Raw genomic sequence first — 15,868 nt, 5'->3', positions numbered from 1 at the left:
CCTTACTCTTATCCCCCAGCACACTGGAGGCGCGCCGCATACGTCTCCATTACGCCCTCGTTCCTGTAGACAATCTACTCTGATGTTACGTGAACAATGTCCGAAGAAATTCGCCCCTGAAACCGAATATTTCGTACGCAGTTAGTTCAGATTCACTGGGTGAAGTTTTTACGGCTTCTGTTGCCAATGGCGATTGCAACATTTGTCCATGTTGCAATCATGACAATGTGATTGCCAACATCCCTGCCTCAGTACAACTCAGCACAAAGGTGGCGATGGTAGTTTTTACACGTTGCCTCTTCCCCTGAATGCGCAAATCCACCGCCTCATCCATGGCCTACTGCCCTGCTTTCAATTGCTTACACGCAGATCGGACGGCAAGCGCAATTTTTGCTTAATATCGTGGCATCTCAGCCATCATTCACGGCTGCACTGGAGAATACCTATGAAATGGGAAGGCAATCGCGAGAGCGAAAATGTGGAAGACCGGCGTGGTTATGGAGGCGGTGGGGGCGGCGGGTTTGGATTTGGTGGCCGGTCTGTCGGCTTGGGCACGATCGCTATCGCTGTAGTTGCTTCTTACTTTCTCGGCCTGAATCCAATGACAGTCATTAGTATGTTGACTGGCGGATCTTCAGGTATGGCGCCCGTACAGCAAGTCCCCGCGCAAGCACCACCGGCATCCGACCAGATGGCGAAGTTTGTTTCCACAGTGCTAGCTGATACGGAAGATACCTGGACAGAAATTTTCCAGGCTCAAGGCGGCACCTACTCCAAGCCGCGTCTTGTGCTTTTTTCCGGGAGCACGCCGACGGCATGCGGCACCGGGCAGACCGCGTCAGGTCCGTTCTATTGTCCAGGCGATCAGAAGATTTATATCGACCTCAGCTTTTACCGGCTCATGCAGCAGCGTTTCCATGTCTCTGGGGAGTTTGCCCAAGCCTATGTCATCGCACATGAGGTTGGTCATCATGTACAGCATTTGATGGGAATTTCGGACAAGGTTGATAGCGCCCGCCGACGCATGTCCGAAGCACAATCCAATGCACTATCCGTGCGTCTGGAGCTTCAGGCTGATTGCTTTGCCGGCGTCTGGGCCCACCACGCCGACCGCGCGCGCAATATCCTCGAATCCGGCGACGTTGAAACGGCATTAAATGCGGCCAGCGCGATTGGCGACGATGCCTTGCAACGCCAGTCACAAGGACATGTAGTGCCCGATTCCTTCACGCATGGAACATCGGCACAACGTGTGAGATGGTTCCAGCGCGGCATTGAAAACGGCAAACTGAACGCATGTAATACTTTCGAGACGAAACAGCTTTAATACCGCTCAGGCTGCCCGGACCGGTTACTTTAACGTTCGGGCACAATACGAGGAACGTCGATTATCACGTTCCGTTACAATGCCGCTTTTCTTGATGAAAGTACTTTCATGTCTTACGATCAGGCGCTGAACGCCATGCGCACTTCCCTTGATGACTTGCGGCATAAGCGCACGACAATCGAGCACTTTTGTCAGACATGGCGGGCACAGGCGAACGTTTTATCCGCCCTGCCGGCACGCTACGACCAAGTGATGGAGGATCTGCTCGGACGACTTGAAGCAGGCAGCCTGTTTACAGAGGAGAGCTGCTCGTTCAGCCAGGAAGATTTACAGGCCAATCTTGCGGTATGGCTAGATAAGGCTTCACAGACATTGGCAGTGCAATCATGAAAAACCGCAAGCAGATGCAAGCACTCGAATTTGCGGTCGAGGGTGAATATGTCGAATTGAACCAGTTGCTCAAACTGGTGGGCGTTGTCGACAGCGGCGGTGCCGGCAAAGCCGTGGTCGCCAGCGGTGAAGTTTTTGTGGACGGCAAACTGGAAACGCGCAAAACCTGCAAGATCCGCCCTGGTCAGGTCGTCACACTGGGCGATGTACGTATTAACGTCATCGCAAACTAATCAGCTTTCGCTCGTTTTCTTCGTATCGGGGCTTCTTCCGCACCGGCGGCGCTTGATTGCGCCGCCATTCTCTCCTGCCACTGTTCAGCCCATCGCTGCAACGGCATCAATGCATGAAGCAATTCCTTGCCTGACGGGCTCAATGCGTAACCTCCCGGTTCTTCGAGAACCACAACGCCGGCGTCACGAAGTTCTCGCAGGCGCTGATTGAGCACCGTTGGTGACATCGCATCGCAGTGTTCGCGCAACTCCCGAAACGTCAGCGCCGTCGAACGCAATTCCCACAAAATCCGCAATACCCAACGCTGACCCAGCATATCGAGCAGGGCCATGACGGGACGTCCGGTGCTTGATCCGCGTACCGGTTTTCCGGGGACTGGCGAAGTCATATTTTCTCCACTACGTTTTTCGTAGCACTATGCTACAGTAAACGTAGCGCCGCGTCGAGAGCAGCATATCGCCAGGCTGACTTTTAACCAGTGGAGAACGTCATGACTACATCAACCGCACAGCAACGCATATCGCCAGCGCTGGCTCCCTATGGCAGCGCAATTGACGAGGCCTTTGCCCGTATTACGCCCCGTGGCATGGAACCCCTGAACCTATTTCGCACCATGGCGCGCAATCCTCGGGTATTGCAACGCATGTTTGCAGGGAGCCTTCTCGATGCAGGCGCCATTACGCTCAGGGAGCGCGAATTGATCATCCTCCGGACCTGCGCCCGCTGCGGGTCGGAGTATGAATGGGGTGTACACGTGAAATTTTTCGCGTCCCGGGCGGAACTGACTGCGGCTGAGGTTGCGGCAACACGATCAGCACCCGCAATAGCCGATACCTTGTGGCACGGCACCGAACTTCTGCTGATTCGCCTCGTCGATGCCCTGCATGACAGTGCCGATGTGCCGGACGACTTATGGAGGGAGCTTGAAGCAAGCTATACCGCGGAGCAATTGCTGGAGTTGATTACCCTTACCGGGTATTACCACACGATTTCTTTTTTGACGAATGCATTACGCATCACGCCGGAATCGTATGCTCCGCGTTTTGCGGATAAGCGATGAGCGCAACCTGCACCATAAAAAATGGACCGCAATGCATGCAGCCCATACACGACTGACTAGCTAAACTATCAGCGCAGGTGATTGTTGATTCGCTGATGAAACTTAGCTGCCGGTCTGCACTACCGTCGGAGTGAACTGGCTGGCGGCGGTGGTGATGTTGGCTTCAAATGCCTGCACGGCCTGCTTGGCAGTTTTATTGATCTGCTCGTAGCCTGCACTTGCATTACCGAAGGCAGTCTTCATGAACGCAATCACGTTTTCCGATCCTGGCGGCGCATTCTTGGCGGCCTGATCGACGAACTCCCCGATGCGACGGCTCGCCTGGGTGAACTGGTCTTCGGCAGCCTTGGCAAATTCCGCTTGTGTGCTGCTGGCGATATTGGCCAGATGACCGTTGTAAGCCATGGCCTTGTCAAAGCTTGGTTTAGCCTGGGCGCCGACGAGAGAAAGAAATTCCTGCGGGTTTTGCGCAGAGAGAATTTGGCGAGCGGTCGCGGAGGTTTCCTCCATTGATGCTTTGACTGCGGTCATGTTGAGCGTGGCGAGTTTTTCGATGCTCTCGAGCGTCTTGCCGGTCAGGGCCAGATACAGATTGACGTTGTTTTCAAAACCGGATTTGGCGACCTGAGCGAAGGTATCTTGAAGCGGAAACATGGCATCTCCATTGGTGACACTGCGAATGCAGCTAAGGTAGTAAGACGTACACGCTATGTTGCGTAGCAACATAGCCTATTCTAGAGAGCCTTCCATCGGAATTCAAGCATGTTTTTGTGCAACGCGAAAAGTCTTGAAATAGTGATGTGCAGGGACCTGATTACCCTGCATTCCACGGAACTATGGTTGCGTTGAATGGTCGCGAATCCGTCCCAAAGATGCTGTAGATTGGCCGCTTGAATCTGCTGCAAATCCGCTAATATGAAGCGTCGAAACTCTTACGCACATCTTGCGGCTTTCTGTTGATTTTGGGCGCTGTTGACTCCGGGGTCCAGGCCAGGCGGAAATTCGTTGCTGCCATAGTAAATATGGATAAGGACCCTCCACACGCGCAGCTTTACTATTTATTCGGCGCCAGTCAGCATCCCCATGGCACATCGTGGCTTGCGCGCTTGCCCGCCGGCGTATTTGCGATTTCTGTCGGACTATTTGCTCTCGCGGGTGCGTGGCGTCGTGCTGCCGGTTTCGGCTGGGAGATAGCGACCGATGCCGGCGAATTGCTCTTATGGTTTGCCGGCATCGTCTGGGCCATATGCGCGGTGCTCTATGCGTGCAAATGCAAACGTCATCCTCAGGCAGTGCTCCAGGAATCCCGGCATCCCGTACATGGATCGCTGCAGGCTCAGTTACCAATTTCCGCCATGCTTGGAATCATGTTCCTGAACCGTCCGGGGCAAGGCCTCTGGCTGGCCCTCACTGTGATTGCGCTGGCGCTCAACGGATACATTGGATGGCGCGTCATCCGCATTCTCGCGACCGGCCAGCTACCTCGCAATGCGATTACACCTGCACTGTACCTGCCCGTCGTTGGAGGAGCATTCGTAGGCAGCATGGCCCTCGCCACCCTGCAATATCACAGCTGGGGAGCCATGCTGTTTGGAATTGGGGTCGCAGGATGGGCAATGCTGGAAGCGCATATCATGAGCCGACTGCTTGATGGCCCGATAGCCGAGCAGGTACGGGCGACCATCGGCATTGAACTCGTGCCGCCCGTGCTTGCCACGCTGTCCGCCGCAGCCGTCTGGCCTGCTTTGCCGGGAGACGTACTGCTTGTCGGTCTGGGTGTTGCCGTGATTCCGTTTGCCACGGTGTTTGCACGGTACCGCTGGTGGACAGGCATACCTTTCAATCTTGGCTTCTGGTCGTTTTCGTTTCCTTTTGCGGCGCTTGCAAGTGCAGTGCTTGAAATCGTACATCGCAGCGGCTGGCCGTTCTGGATCGGCACTTTTACCCTGGCTGCCACGACCGCGATCATTGCCTGGCTGAGCTTGCGAACAATCGTCCTTCTCGTGCAGGGCCGATTGCTACCGCCGAACTAAAGCAGACATCGGTTGAACATGTCCTGGCAAACTATGGACTGGTGATTGCATTCAGCAGCCGCGCCCTCGACGCCGCTTACTCGGAATTTGACATGCGCGATATTCGAACAGTGCGTCTGCCGTGCAGAGCTACCTTACCAAGCAATGCAGACTGGCTGCATTGCTTGTGACTGGCCTGCTAGCGTTGAAGGGTTTCCGTGCGCCGATTGGAACGCCGTTCGGCGGAATGGGACGACACGCAAAACTCAAGATTGGTAATTCCGATAGCACCGGGCGGCCCGGCAACAAAACCGAATCCGGCCTTGACCGGGAACAGGCAGTTATCGCGCAGGATCAGGTCGGTATGGCAGTTCGGGGTTGGTGAGTAAAGATGGTTCTTGATCTCGTTCCAGATAGGTTCGGTGACCCATCCATAGAGGTAAAGCTGATTGGGATACAGGGAATTGTCCGAGTCCATATAGGCCTTCTGATTTTTCTGTAACGGCGGATCTTCCGGCATGGTGTTCGATACGGACAGGTCGACCGAACCTTCGCCGATCGGATAGGCCTCTTCATTCTGGTAGGAAGTGTACGCAAGACGGATATGCCAGCGGACCGTCAATGCGATCCGTTTTTCCATACCCATTTTTTCGCTCGCCATGAGCAAGCCATCGGTGACGGTTAACTGGGTGCACATTACCTGGCCGATCAGCGTCGGTTCCAGCTTGCGGAACTCGTCCAGGTTTTCGTGCAGGTTCCAGAAAAACCATTTCGCACGTTCTCCCTCCGTCATGTCGGGCAAGTCCGCGATTGTCTTGGCGCCATGAGCCTCGATCGTTCGCATCACTTCCTTGCGCAATTTTTCATGCGTTTCATCAACTTCGGCACCGAATCGACGGATGTAATCGCTACGCATAAACCTCTCCGAAAAAGCACTGCTGAATTACCCAGTGTAGGGCTGAATCTGAAAATGAACAGGACGGCAAACAAGGCGGCATCCGTGTCTTGAAGGACTACAAATCCCTCCCGCGGATAGAGCCTTAAGCATTCCGTAAGTTCATGCCCATCCGTCAACAGCAAACTATTTTCAAGAAAAGCATGGGAATTAGGGCGATGATCGCCGTAAGCAAAGCGTTGGGCATCGGATAGTATCGGACCATCCCTTCAAACCCGAATGACCCAGATCAAGAAAGCACACCATGCCAAGCCTCCTCTATATTGCTGACCCTATGTGCTCCTGGTGTTATGGCTTTGGTCCCGAACTTGGTGCCCTGCTGGAAGGACTGCCCGGACTGGACCTGCACATCGTCGTGGGCGGCCTGCGCCCCTATAACACCCAGGTCATGGATGATGCACTGCGGGAAAGCATCGGGGGCCGTTGGAAAACTGTCAATGACCGTACTGGCCTGCCGTTCTCGGACGCTGCGCTCGATCGCACGGATTTTATCTACAACACCGAACCTGCCTGCCGCGCAGTCGTCGCAGCGCGCATGCTGGCACCGCAAGCCTCGCTCACGGTATTTCATGCGATCCAGCGCACTTTCTATGCCGAGGGCAAGGATGTCACCAGCGACGGTGTACTGGCATCGGTGGCGAGCGCCGCGCTGAATGCTGCTGGCGTACCGACCAGCGAGGCGGATTTTCTGTCGACCTTCAAGTCCGAAGCGGCGGTGATGGCAACCTATCAAGACTTCGAGCAGACCAAGCGCTGGGGTATCACGGGTTTTCCGACCCTGGTGCTGGAGCGCAACGGCAAGCTCGACATGGTGACCGCCGGTTATGTGGCGATGCCGACGCTGATCGAATTACTGCAATCCCTCGTCGATCAGGATACCTCCGAGCCGGTGAGCGCGGAAACCTGACGAACCCAGAGAGGGCAAAGCCAAAGCCGTAAAGCCCAAGGACATACGCGGCGGCCCTCCGGCAATATCTGGCGAGCAAAGCAAAGCGGCTCATCCGTCGTGGTGGATGAGCCGCTTTTTTTTACTGGTTACAATCGAATCAAGTGATTACGACATATGCTGGCCGCCATTGATGGCGATGTTCGCGCCTGTCAGGAAGGCGGCTTCATCGGAAGCCAGATAAGCGACCAGGCCCGCGACTTCTTCCGGCTTGCCGAGACGGCCCATCGGGATTTGCGGAATGATCTTGCTTTCAAGCACTTCACTCGGAATCGCCATGACCATCTTGGTGCCGATATAGCCTGGAGAAATCGTGTTGACCGTGACGCCCTTGCGCGCCACTTCGAGCGCCAATGCCTTGGTAAAGCCGTGCATGCCGGCCTTGGCTGCCGAATAGTTGGTTTGGCCGAAAGCGCCTTTCTGGCCGTTCACCGATGAAATATTGATAATGCGTCCCCACCCACGTTCCAGCATGCCATCACATACCGGCTTGGTCATGTTGAACACGGAGTCGAGATTGGTCTTCATGACGGCATCCCAGTTGACCTTGTCCATCTTCTTGAAGGTCATGTCACGGGTGATGCCCGCGTTATTGACGAGCACATCGACGGGGCCGATTTCTTCGGTGATCCTGGCAATGCAAGCACTCGCCGAATCGAAGTCCGCGACGTCGCAAGGATAGGCGCGGAACTTGTACCCCTGTGATTCCATGCCGGCGAGCCAGTCGGCGGCCTTTGTATTTCCCGGCGAGTAAGTTGTGACAACCTGATATCCGAGTGCAGCCATCTTGATGCAGATTGCTTCTCCGAGACCACCCATACCACCTGTTATCAATGCGACTCGTGCCATGTGCTTATCTCTCTTTATTTTATGAAAGTGAAGTACTACCCAACAGCATTACGCTGACCACTGCTTGCCGATACTTAATACTTACTGCGGTTAACTCACTGTGTCACTGTGTTTAACTTTTCCCGCCTGCTCCTTGCACCACGTGCTTGGCCTGCATGCTTGTACGAGTCGCCTTCGTGACTGTACCCATCCAGCCACGAAGGTCGTTTCCCTTGCTATGCTTAACGTTCAATCGCCAGTGCGACGCCCATGCCGCCGCCAATACACAGGCTGGCGAGACCGCGCTTGGCGTCACGACGGATCATTTCATGAATCAGCGTGACCAGGATGCGGCAACCGGATGCACCGATCGGGTGACCGATCGCGATTGCACCGCCGTTGACGTTGATCTTGCTGGTATCCCAGCCCATTTCCTTGTTAACGCCAATCGCTTGTGCGGCAAATGCCTCATTGATTTCCATGAGATCGACATCGGAATGCGACCAGCCTGCTTTTTTCAGGCAGAGCTGGGAAGCGGGAACCGGCCCCATCCCCATGATGGTCGGATCGACGCCTGCCGAGGAGTACGCCTTGATCCGTGCAAGCGGCTGGAGACCGAGTTGATCAGCGCGTTTTGCGGACATCATGATGACCGCTGCGGCACCATCATTGATGCCCGAGGCGTTGCCTGCGGTCACGGTACCGTCTTTGGCGAAAGCTGGGCGCAGGCTGCTCAGCGCATCCGCCGTGACACCGGGCTTGATAAATTCATCGGTATCGAATACGACTGAACCCTTTTTCGAGGGGATTTCAAGAGGAATGATTTCGTCCTTGAACTTGCCCGCTTTCTGTGCCGCTTCCGCCTTGTTCTGCGACGCGGCAGCGAATTCATCCTGCTCCTGGCGTGAAACGCCGTATTTCTTGGCAACGTTCTCCGCGGTAACGCCCATGTGATACTGGTTATAAACGTCCCACAAGCCATCGATGATCATTGTGTCCACCAGCTTGGCATCACCCATGCGAAAGCCGTCGCGTGAGTTGTTCAGCACATGGGGCGAGGCGCTCATGTTTTCCTGACCACCCGCAATGACGATATCTGCATCGCCGCACATGATGGCTTGCGCCGCGAGATGCGTTGCCTTCAGGCCGCTGCCGCACACCTTATTAATGGTCATGCCGGGTACCATGTCCGGCAGGCCGGCCTTGATGACCGCCTGACGCGCCGGGTTCTGTCCCACACCTGCTGTCAGGACCTGGCCCAGGATAACTTCACTGATGAGGTCGGGCGCGATGCCGGTCTTTGCGAGAAGATTTTTGATAACGTGGGCACCGAGGTCCGCCGCAGCGATCTTGGCCAGTGTTCCACCGAATTTACCTACGGCTGTACGGCCCGCGGCGACGATAACTACATCACTCATTGCAACTCCTCAAAAGACTTGGTTGGCTGAAATAAACCCGCTGGCTGCGTGTAGACGCCGGAGAGCAGAGCATTGCAAAACAATCATGTTTTCATCATAGCCTTGATAAAAATCATGTTGATTGATCTGGCTCAAGTCTGTCCCCGCTTGGAATTAATGGTCAGCATTTGCCGGACAGAAAATTCCTGCGGCTTTTTTCAATATAGCAAGTTTCCAAACGAAGGAAGTAAAAAATACAGCCCGTTTATCCAGGATTTCTTCGGCGTGATATCCAGGCGTCAACGCGAACCCCTTTCCTGCATCTGTCGCGAAGGGTACAAGCATGCGTATTTTGGCGACCGAAGATAGGCAAAGGTCGGGAAGAGTGCAAACACATGAGGGATGTGAAGCTTACAGGCGTGGGATGAGTGGAGCCGACGGGTCCAACGCCCCACTGAACGCCAGAGGTATGGACCTTGGCGTTCCGGAGAGTACCAGCCTACAGCCTGCGCAGACGCTCGACCAGATCGAGAAGACGTGGCTTGACTTCATTGAGAAGGAAGTCCGACGACAGATTGAAGGCTGGGCCGCCGCAGTTGATGCTAAGGATGGATGAACCGTTCGTCGGACGGAAGGCGACTGCAATCGCATTGACATCATGTTGCCAGTCGCCGAACGACGTGCAGCAGCCGAGCCGATGATATTCCTCGACGGAACGCATGATGCCTTCGCGGATTGCCGGCCATTTGGTTTCATCCAGTTCCCGCACGCGGTCGAGGATGTCGTTGCGCTCGGCGTTAGAAGTCTCGGCAAGATAGGCACGGCCCATCGCGGTCAGGGCGATGGGAATGCGGGCGCCGACGTCCAGTCGCAGTGTCAGGGCAGCCTGGCTGCGGCAGTTTTCCACATAGATCATGCTGAGCCGGTCGCGCATGCCCAGCGACACGGTGGCGTGCGAGAAGTCGGCCAGTTCCTGCATATAGGGTCGTGCATACTGGCGAATATCCAGTTTGGATAACATGGCGCTGCCCAAGGCCAGGCTGGCGGTGCCGAGCCGGTATTTCCCCGCCTCGTCGACGTACTGCAGGTAACCCAGCTTGGTCAGCGTATAGGTCAGGCGCGAGACGGTGGATTTCGGTAACTTTGCGCGATCCGCCAGTTCCTGGTTGCCCAGCATCTTTTCGCCCGATCGGAAACAGGAAAGAATTTCCAGGCCGCGTGCCAGTGCCGTCACGAAGTGCCGGTCCTCTTTGGCATTGGATTGCCTGGTTGCCGGTGGCTCGTCTTCGCTCAGTTCGTCCGTCATGGGGTGCAGTGCCACTTCAATGTCCTTTTCCGTGCAGGGCGTGGACCGGATGCCGGCCGGAACTTATTTTATAAAGAACGGCCCGCCTGGTTGTATTGCCGCGTATGGCTTTATTCAGCTTAGTATCGCCGCATTATCCGACAACTGAGGCTTCCAGCGCAAAGTACTCAAAGTGCTCAAAGTACTATATAGCCTCAGGATTACTTGTTTACTGCCATCGAGCTGCGAGGAATTACGTATTCCCGCTGCCGCTTTCTGCTCTCTGCGCCATTTGCTGCAGTTCTTTCTTCAAAATCTTCCCGGTAGCAGCGGCCGGCAACTGATCCATGACGACAATTTCCGTGGGAATCTTGTAGGGCGAAAGATTTGCCTTGAGGTGGACGCTAAGCGCTTGAAGGTCGATGTCCGCGCCCTGCGCACGCTCCACGAAGGCCACGACTTCTTCGTTGCCTTCTACGGTACGGCCCACGACCGCGGATTGCACGACATCAGGGAAGGCGTTCAACACCTGTTCGACCTCGATCGGGTAGACATTGAAACCGGAGCGGATAATCAGCTCCTTGCTGCGGCCGACGATGGACACCGTACCGTCGGCCTCCAGGCGCGCGAGGTCGCCGGTGCGCAGCCAGCCTTCGGGCGTGATGGTTTCAGCAGTCAACTCCGGCGCACGGTAATAGCCTTTCATGACGTTCGGACCACGCACCCAGAGTTCACCCACGCCTTCGCCGCTTTCCTCCGCACCGTGTATCCGGATTTCAATGCCGGGAATCGGTTGCCCAACCGAGCAATCCTGGCGTGGCGATTCCATCCGGGTCTGGCAGATGGAAGGCGATGCTTCCGTCATCCCATAACCGTTTTGCAGAATCAGGCCAAACGTGGATTCGAATGCTTGCTTGAGCGGCAAAGTCAGCGGCGCACCACCCGACTGGGCAACGCGCAGGGCGGGCGCCCGCAGCGGGACGCCATTGCTTTGGCTCCATTCCAGCAGCTTGGCATACATCGCGGGAGCCCCATGCATGACAGTAATGCCATCGTGTTCAAGAGCCTGCGCCAGCGCGGAAGGCTGATAACGGGAAACAAGATGCAGTGCAGCGCCGCCGAGCAGTGCCGCGATCAGCAGGGCTGACAAACCGTAGACATGAGAAAGGGGCAGCACGCCATAGACGACGTCTTCGGGAACGATCTTTCGCATGCGGCAACCGTTGGCGCCGATAAACAGCAAGTTGGCATGGGTGAGCATGACGGCCTTGGGAGCCCCGGTCGTACCCGAGGTATACACCATTGCCGCGACCTGTTTTGTTCCATCGGCTTCTACCGGCTCAGGGACTGCAGTGTCATTCAGCGGACCCAGCATGAGGGCACCGATATACGGCCAGTCGACCGTTTCGGCGCCATGCTGTTTGCCGTGCGCCGCAGCCTCTGGCGACACCGCGCTGAAGTAAAGCGCCCGGCGTGCGCCCGAGTGCGATAGGAAATTATCAATCTCCCGGGTTGAAAGTCGCGCATTGACCGTGGCGGACCACGCGTCCAGGCGACTTATCGCAAAGATGCATACCGCAAGTGCCACCGAATTTTCCGCCACCAGCAGAACCCGGTCCCCTGCTCTGACACCGGCCTGTTTAAGGCGCTCAACAGTGGCATCGACAGCCGCACCAAGTTCACCGTAAGAAATTATGCGTTCAACGTCGGACAGAGCGACCTTACCTGCATGTTGCGCTGTCCAATGCTCGAATACGGTATGGATGCGGCAGTTTCCTTGTGCCAGATTCATCGGGTAGGTCATTGCGTATCCTCACATTTGTTGCCTGGCATTGCGAGTGCCTCTGGGACGTGATACTCGCATAGCGAAAATGGAATTGCAACGTCTTTGTGGAATGCAATTCTGCAGTGCGGTTTTCCAAGGCCGTCTCGCATGCAATATAGTTCGCTGTCGATGCGCGCTGCAGCGGTTCAACTACAGAATCGCATCCTACATAGAGATTAGTGAGGTACACGGAAATACGGCATCAATTTCTTGACAGTGTGGAAGCAAACCAATACAGTTCCATTTTAATTGCTCTACTTCTGCACTGCAGAACTTTAAACATCAAAGCTTCAGGAGCCCGGCATGCAAAATGGAATGCGCCCCGAACCGACCTCCCCTCAGCTGGTGGTCGGTCTGGTTGGTTGTGGAATCATGGGTCGCGGCATCGCGCAGATAGCCGTCTTATCGGGCGCGCAGGTTCGCCTCACCGATGCGCGTGAAGGCGCTGCAAAAGTAGCGCGTGAAGAGCTGCTCGCGACCTTCGGCAAACTGGTCGACAAGGGCAAGCTCGACGCCGCCGCCGCGAGCGCCGCCGGGGAAAGGCTCCAGGCCTGTACCGGAATCGAGCAACTGGCCGGCTGTCATGTCGTCGTCGAAGCCATCGTCGAAGACCTTGCCGCCAAACGCTCGCTCTTCACCACGCTCGAAGGCATTGTCACCGCCGACACCATCCTCGCCACCAATACATCTTCCCTTCCCGTCACAGCCATCGCCGCGGGGCTCAAGCATCCAGAACGCGTTGCCGGCTTCCACTTCTTCAATCCGGTTCCGCTAATGAAGATTGTCGAAGCCATCGGCGGCTTCCTGACCGAAGCGTCGGTGGTCGATTACTTGCTGGCGCTCGGCAAGCACTGGGGGCATACGGCAGTCCGTGCGAAGGACACGCCAGGTTTCATCGTCAATCATGCGGGACGTGGTTACGGCACCGAAGGTTTGCGCCTGCTGGCCGAAGGTGTGGCGACCGTTCCTGTGCTCGACAACATCCTGCGCGATACAGCCGGTTTCCGTCTTGGCCCGTGCGAACTGCTCGACCTGACCGGCCTCGACGTCTCGCATCCGGTGATGGAATCGATCTACCATCAGTATTACGAAGAGCCGCGCTTCCGGCCACAAGTGCATACACGCCAGATGCTGACCGCCGGCGCACTTGGCAAAAAAGTCGGACACGGTTTCTACCGTTATGGCAGCGATGGCAAGAAGGAAGCCCTTGCGGAACCGGCACAAGCGACCGCAACCGCGTCCAGCGTCTGGCTCAGCCAGGAGCGTCCGGAGCTGGCGGAAAAGATTGCGCCGTTCATCGCAGCCGCTGGCATACCGCTTGAATCCGGCGCACACCCGAGCGATACCGCGCTCTGCATCGTCACGCCGCTGGGCGAGGACGCCACGACCTGCTGCGTACGCGAAAACCTCGACGCCCGCCGCACGGTCGCCGTGGAAAGCCTGCTCGATCTGAGCCGCCGCCGCGTCGTCATGACCACGCCGGCGACCAGCGCTGACTACCTTGCCATGGCATGCGGCCTATTCGGCGCAACCGGCACGCCAGTCAGTGTGATCCGCGACAGTGCAGGTTTGGTAACACAGCGTGTGGTCGCCCATATCGTCAACATCGCCTGCGAAATCGCGCAGCAGGATATCGCCGATCCGCAAGACATCGACCGTGCGGTGACACTGGGTCTTGGCTATCCATTGGGCCCGCTCGCATGGGGTGACCAGATCGGCGCGCGGACGGTACTTGCCATCCTTAAAAACCTCGAACAGCAAACCGGCGACAGCCGCTATCGCCCCAGCCCCTGGCTGCAGCGTCGCGCCCTGCTCGGCCTCTCACTACATCACAAGGAGATCTGATTCATGCTCGACGCTTATATCTACGACGGCCTGCGTTCGCCCATCGGCCGCCACGGCGGTGCACTGGCAGCGGTACGCCCCGACGATCTGGTCGCCGAGGTGATGCGCACGCTGGTTGCCCGTAACCCATGGAAGCCGGAGCAGATCGAAGACGTCATCCTTGGCGACACCAACCAGGCTGGCGAAGATTCCCGCAACGTCGCACGCAACGCATTGCTGGCAGCGGGCCTGCCGGTCAGCATCGGCGGCCAGACCGTCAATCGCCTGTGCGCCAGCGGCCTGGCAGCGGTGATGGACGCGGCACGCGCCATCACCTGCGGCGAAGGCGAGCTCTACCTTGCCGGCGGCGTGGAAAGCATGAGCCGCGCACCCTTCGTTGTCGCCAAATCGGAATCGGCATTCAGCCGCGACTTCAAGGTGTTCGACACCACCATCGGCGCGCGCTTCCCCAATCCCAGGGTGACCAAGGAATACGGCGGACATACCATGCCGGAAACAGGCGACAACGTCGCACGTGACTGCGGCATCACCCGTGAACAGGCCGACGCATTTGCGCTCGCCTCGCAGATGAAATATCACGCTGCGCTGCAGGATGGCTTCTACACCGGCGAAATTCACCCGATCAGCGTGCCGACCGGACGCAAGACACCACCAGTCCTGGTTGACAAGGACGAACATCCGCGTCCGGAAACGACTGCGGTGACACTAGAAAAACTCAAGCCCTTGTTTGAAGGCGGCGTCGTAACCGCAGGCAACGCCTCCGGCATCAACGATGGCGCAGCAGCATTGCTGATCGGTAGCCGTGCGGTCGGCGAGCAAGTCGGCAAGGCGCCGATGGTGCGCATCCTGTCGGCAGCGGTCGCCGGTGTCGAACCGCGTGTGATGGGTATCGGACCGGTTTTTGCGATCCGCAAGGCACTCGATCGCGCAGGCCTGACGCTTGCCGACATGGACATCATTGAAATCAATGAAGCCTTCGCCAGCCAGGTGCTTGGTTGCCTGAAGATGCTGGAGATCGACTTCAACGATTCCCGCGTCAACCCCAACGGCGGCGCCATCGCCATCGGCCATCCACTTGGTGCATCGGGTGCCCGCCTCGCCTTGAGCGCAAGCCGCGAGCTGGCACGCCGCAATGGCCGCTATGCGGTTGTCAGCCTGTGTATCGGCGTTGGCCAGGGCCTCGCGGTCGTGATTGAAAAAGTTTAAAACCGGAGACGACAATGACTAGCAAAGTGCAATTTCACTGGGACGATCCGCTGCTCTTGGACCAGCAGCTGACGAACGACGAACGCATGGTGCGCGACGCCGCCAATGCGTATTGCCAGGACAAGCTGCAACCACGCGTGCTGGAAGCCTTCCGCCATGAAAAAACCGATCCGGCSATCTTCCGCGAAATGGGCGAACTCGGCCTGCTTGGCCCCACCATCCCCGAGCAATACGGCGGCCCCGGCCTCAACTATGTGTCCTACGGCCTGATCGCCCGYGAAGTCGAGCGCGTCGAYTCCGGCTACCGCTCGATGATGAGCGTGCAAAGCTCGCTGGTGATGGTGCCCATCTTTGAATTCGGCAATGAACAGACCAGACAGAAATACCTGCCCAAGCTGGCCACCGGCGAATGGATCGGCTGTTTCGGCCTGACCGAGCCCAACCATGGTTCCGATCCCGGTTCGATGGTGACCCGGGCTAAGAAGGTGGACGGCGGCTACAGCCTGACCGGCAGCAAGATGTGGATTTCCAATTCGCCGATTGCCGATGTMTTCGTGG

16 protein-coding genes are annotated in these 15,868 nt (G+C 56.9%); 9 read left to right on the top strand and 7 right to left on the bottom strand.

The genetic code is table 11. The features are described from left to right. The first annotated feature begins 445 nt into the window (after nucleotides 1–445). From ypfJ to ASE07_RS26455, 3 genes are all read left to right on the top strand, one after another. Nucleotides 446–1,327, top strand: coding sequence for a KPN_02809 family neutral zinc metallopeptidase (gene ypfJ / locus ASE07_RS26465; RefSeq protein WP_057293812.1), 882 nt, complete (start codon nucleotides 446–448; stop codon nucleotides 1,325–1,327). Between the two features lie 108 nt (nucleotides 1,328–1,435). Beyond that, on the top strand, nucleotides 1,436–1,717 hold the full coding sequence (locus ASE07_RS26460; protein ID WP_057293811.1) for a hypothetical protein: 282 nt from the start codon (nucleotides 1,436–1,438) through the stop codon (nucleotides 1,715–1,717). Between the two features lie 14 nt (nucleotides 1,718–1,731). Continuing rightward, nucleotides 1,732–1,950, top strand: coding sequence for an RNA-binding S4 domain-containing protein (locus tag ASE07_RS26455; RefSeq protein ID WP_057293929.1), 219 nt, complete (start codon nucleotides 1,732–1,734; stop codon nucleotides 1,948–1,950). Here ASE07_RS26455 and ASE07_RS26450 read toward each other — a convergent pair. After that, nucleotides 1,947–2,339 (bottom strand): winged helix-turn-helix transcriptional regulator, encoded by a 393-nt coding sequence (locus ASE07_RS26450; protein WP_057293810.1) that lies wholly within the window; start codon nucleotides 2,337–2,339, stop codon nucleotides 1,947–1,949. The genes ASE07_RS26455 and ASE07_RS26450 overlap by 4 nt on opposite strands. Nucleotides 2,340–2,441: 102 nt before the next feature. On the opposite strand from ASE07_RS26450, the gene ASE07_RS26445 reads away from it, so the two are divergent. Continuing rightward, a complete protein-coding gene (locus ASE07_RS26445) occupies nucleotides 2,442–3,011 on the top strand; it encodes a carboxymuconolactone decarboxylase family protein (protein WP_057293809.1) in 570 nt (189 codons plus the stop codon). Between the two features lie 102 nt (nucleotides 3,012–3,113). Here the strand turns inward: ASE07_RS26445 and phaP are convergent, their stop codons facing one another. Continuing rightward, complete coding sequence (gene phaP, locus ASE07_RS26440) at nucleotides 3,114–3,665, bottom strand: TIGR01841 family phasin (RefSeq protein ID WP_057293808.1); 552 nt, start codon at nucleotides 3,663–3,665, stop codon at nucleotides 3,114–3,116. A 368-nt stretch (nucleotides 3,666–4,033) separates the two neighbouring features. On the opposite strand from phaP, the gene ASE07_RS26435 reads away from it, so the two are divergent. After that, nucleotides 4,034–5,044, top strand: a complete 1,011-nt coding sequence (locus ASE07_RS26435; RefSeq protein ID WP_057293807.1) for a hypothetical protein — start codon at nucleotides 4,034–4,036, stop codon at nucleotides 5,042–5,044. 178 nt (nucleotides 5,045–5,222) lie between these two features. Here ASE07_RS26435 and ASE07_RS26430 read toward each other — a convergent pair whose 3' ends face one another. Then, the gene (locus tag ASE07_RS26430) at nucleotides 5,223–5,939 is read right to left on the bottom strand and encodes a hypothetical protein (protein ID WP_057293806.1); all 717 of its coding nucleotides are present in this window, start codon (nucleotides 5,937–5,939) and stop codon (nucleotides 5,223–5,225) included. A gap of 283 nt (nucleotides 5,940–6,222) precedes the next feature. On the opposite strand from ASE07_RS26430, the gene ASE07_RS26425 reads away from it, so the two are divergent. After that, entirely contained in the window at nucleotides 6,223–6,885 is a 663-nt protein-coding gene (locus ASE07_RS26425; RefSeq protein WP_057293805.1) for a DsbA family protein, read from the top strand. Between the two features lie 147 nt (nucleotides 6,886–7,032). Here ASE07_RS26425 and phbB read toward each other — a convergent pair whose 3' ends face one another. The 4 genes from phbB to ASE07_RS26405 all read right to left on the bottom strand — a co-directional run bounded on the left by phbB (nucleotide 7,033) and on the right by ASE07_RS26405 (nucleotide 12,238). After that, nucleotides 7,033–7,773 carry an acetoacetyl-CoA reductase gene (gene phbB / locus ASE07_RS26420; RefSeq protein ID WP_057293804.1) on the bottom strand — a complete coding sequence of 247 codons (741 nt, stop codon included), beginning with the start codon at nucleotides 7,771–7,773 and terminating at the stop codon, nucleotides 7,033–7,035. Nucleotides 7,774–7,994: 221 nt separating this feature from the next. After that, a complete protein-coding gene (locus tag ASE07_RS26415) occupies nucleotides 7,995–9,170 on the bottom strand; it encodes an acetyl-CoA C-acetyltransferase (RefSeq protein ID WP_057293803.1) in 1,176 nt (391 codons plus the stop codon). Nucleotides 9,171–9,648: 478 nt separating this feature from the next. Next, on the bottom strand, nucleotides 9,649–10,455 hold the full coding sequence (locus ASE07_RS26410) for an IclR family transcriptional regulator (RefSeq protein WP_057293802.1): 807 nt from the start codon (nucleotides 10,453–10,455) through the stop codon (nucleotides 9,649–9,651). A gap of 232 nt (nucleotides 10,456–10,687) precedes the next feature. Next, on the bottom strand, nucleotides 10,688–12,238 hold the full coding sequence (locus ASE07_RS26405) for a class I adenylate-forming enzyme family protein (protein ID WP_057293801.1): 1,551 nt from the start codon (nucleotides 12,236–12,238) through the stop codon (nucleotides 10,688–10,690). A 324-nt stretch (nucleotides 12,239–12,562) separates the two neighbouring features. On the opposite strand from ASE07_RS26405, the gene ASE07_RS26400 reads away from it, so the two are divergent. The 3 genes from ASE07_RS26400 to ASE07_RS26390 all read left to right on the top strand — a co-directional run. Next, nucleotides 12,563–14,104, top strand: a complete 1,542-nt coding sequence (locus ASE07_RS26400; protein ID WP_057293800.1) for a 3-hydroxyacyl-CoA dehydrogenase — start codon at nucleotides 12,563–12,565, stop codon at nucleotides 14,102–14,104. 3 nt (nucleotides 14,105–14,107) lie between these two features. Beyond that, nucleotides 14,108–15,310 carry a 3-oxoadipyl-CoA thiolase gene (locus tag ASE07_RS26395; protein WP_057293799.1) on the top strand — a complete coding sequence of 401 codons (1,203 nt, stop codon included), beginning with the start codon at nucleotides 14,108–14,110 and terminating at the stop codon, nucleotides 15,308–15,310. A 14-nt stretch (nucleotides 15,311–15,324) separates the two neighbouring features. Continuing rightward, on the top strand, nucleotides 15,325–15,868 hold a 544-nt coding region (locus ASE07_RS26390), incomplete at its 3' end, for an acyl-CoA dehydrogenase family protein (RefSeq protein WP_200961030.1).

Origin of the sequence: Noviherbaspirillum sp. Root189 (assembly GCF_001428545.1) — a bacterium.
GTDB lineage: Bacteria > Pseudomonadota > Gammaproteobacteria > Burkholderiales > Burkholderiaceae_D > Noviherbaspirillum.
The sequence above is the reverse complement of the archived record's forward strand: the minus strand, read 5'-3'. Positions and strand labels throughout refer to the sequence as shown.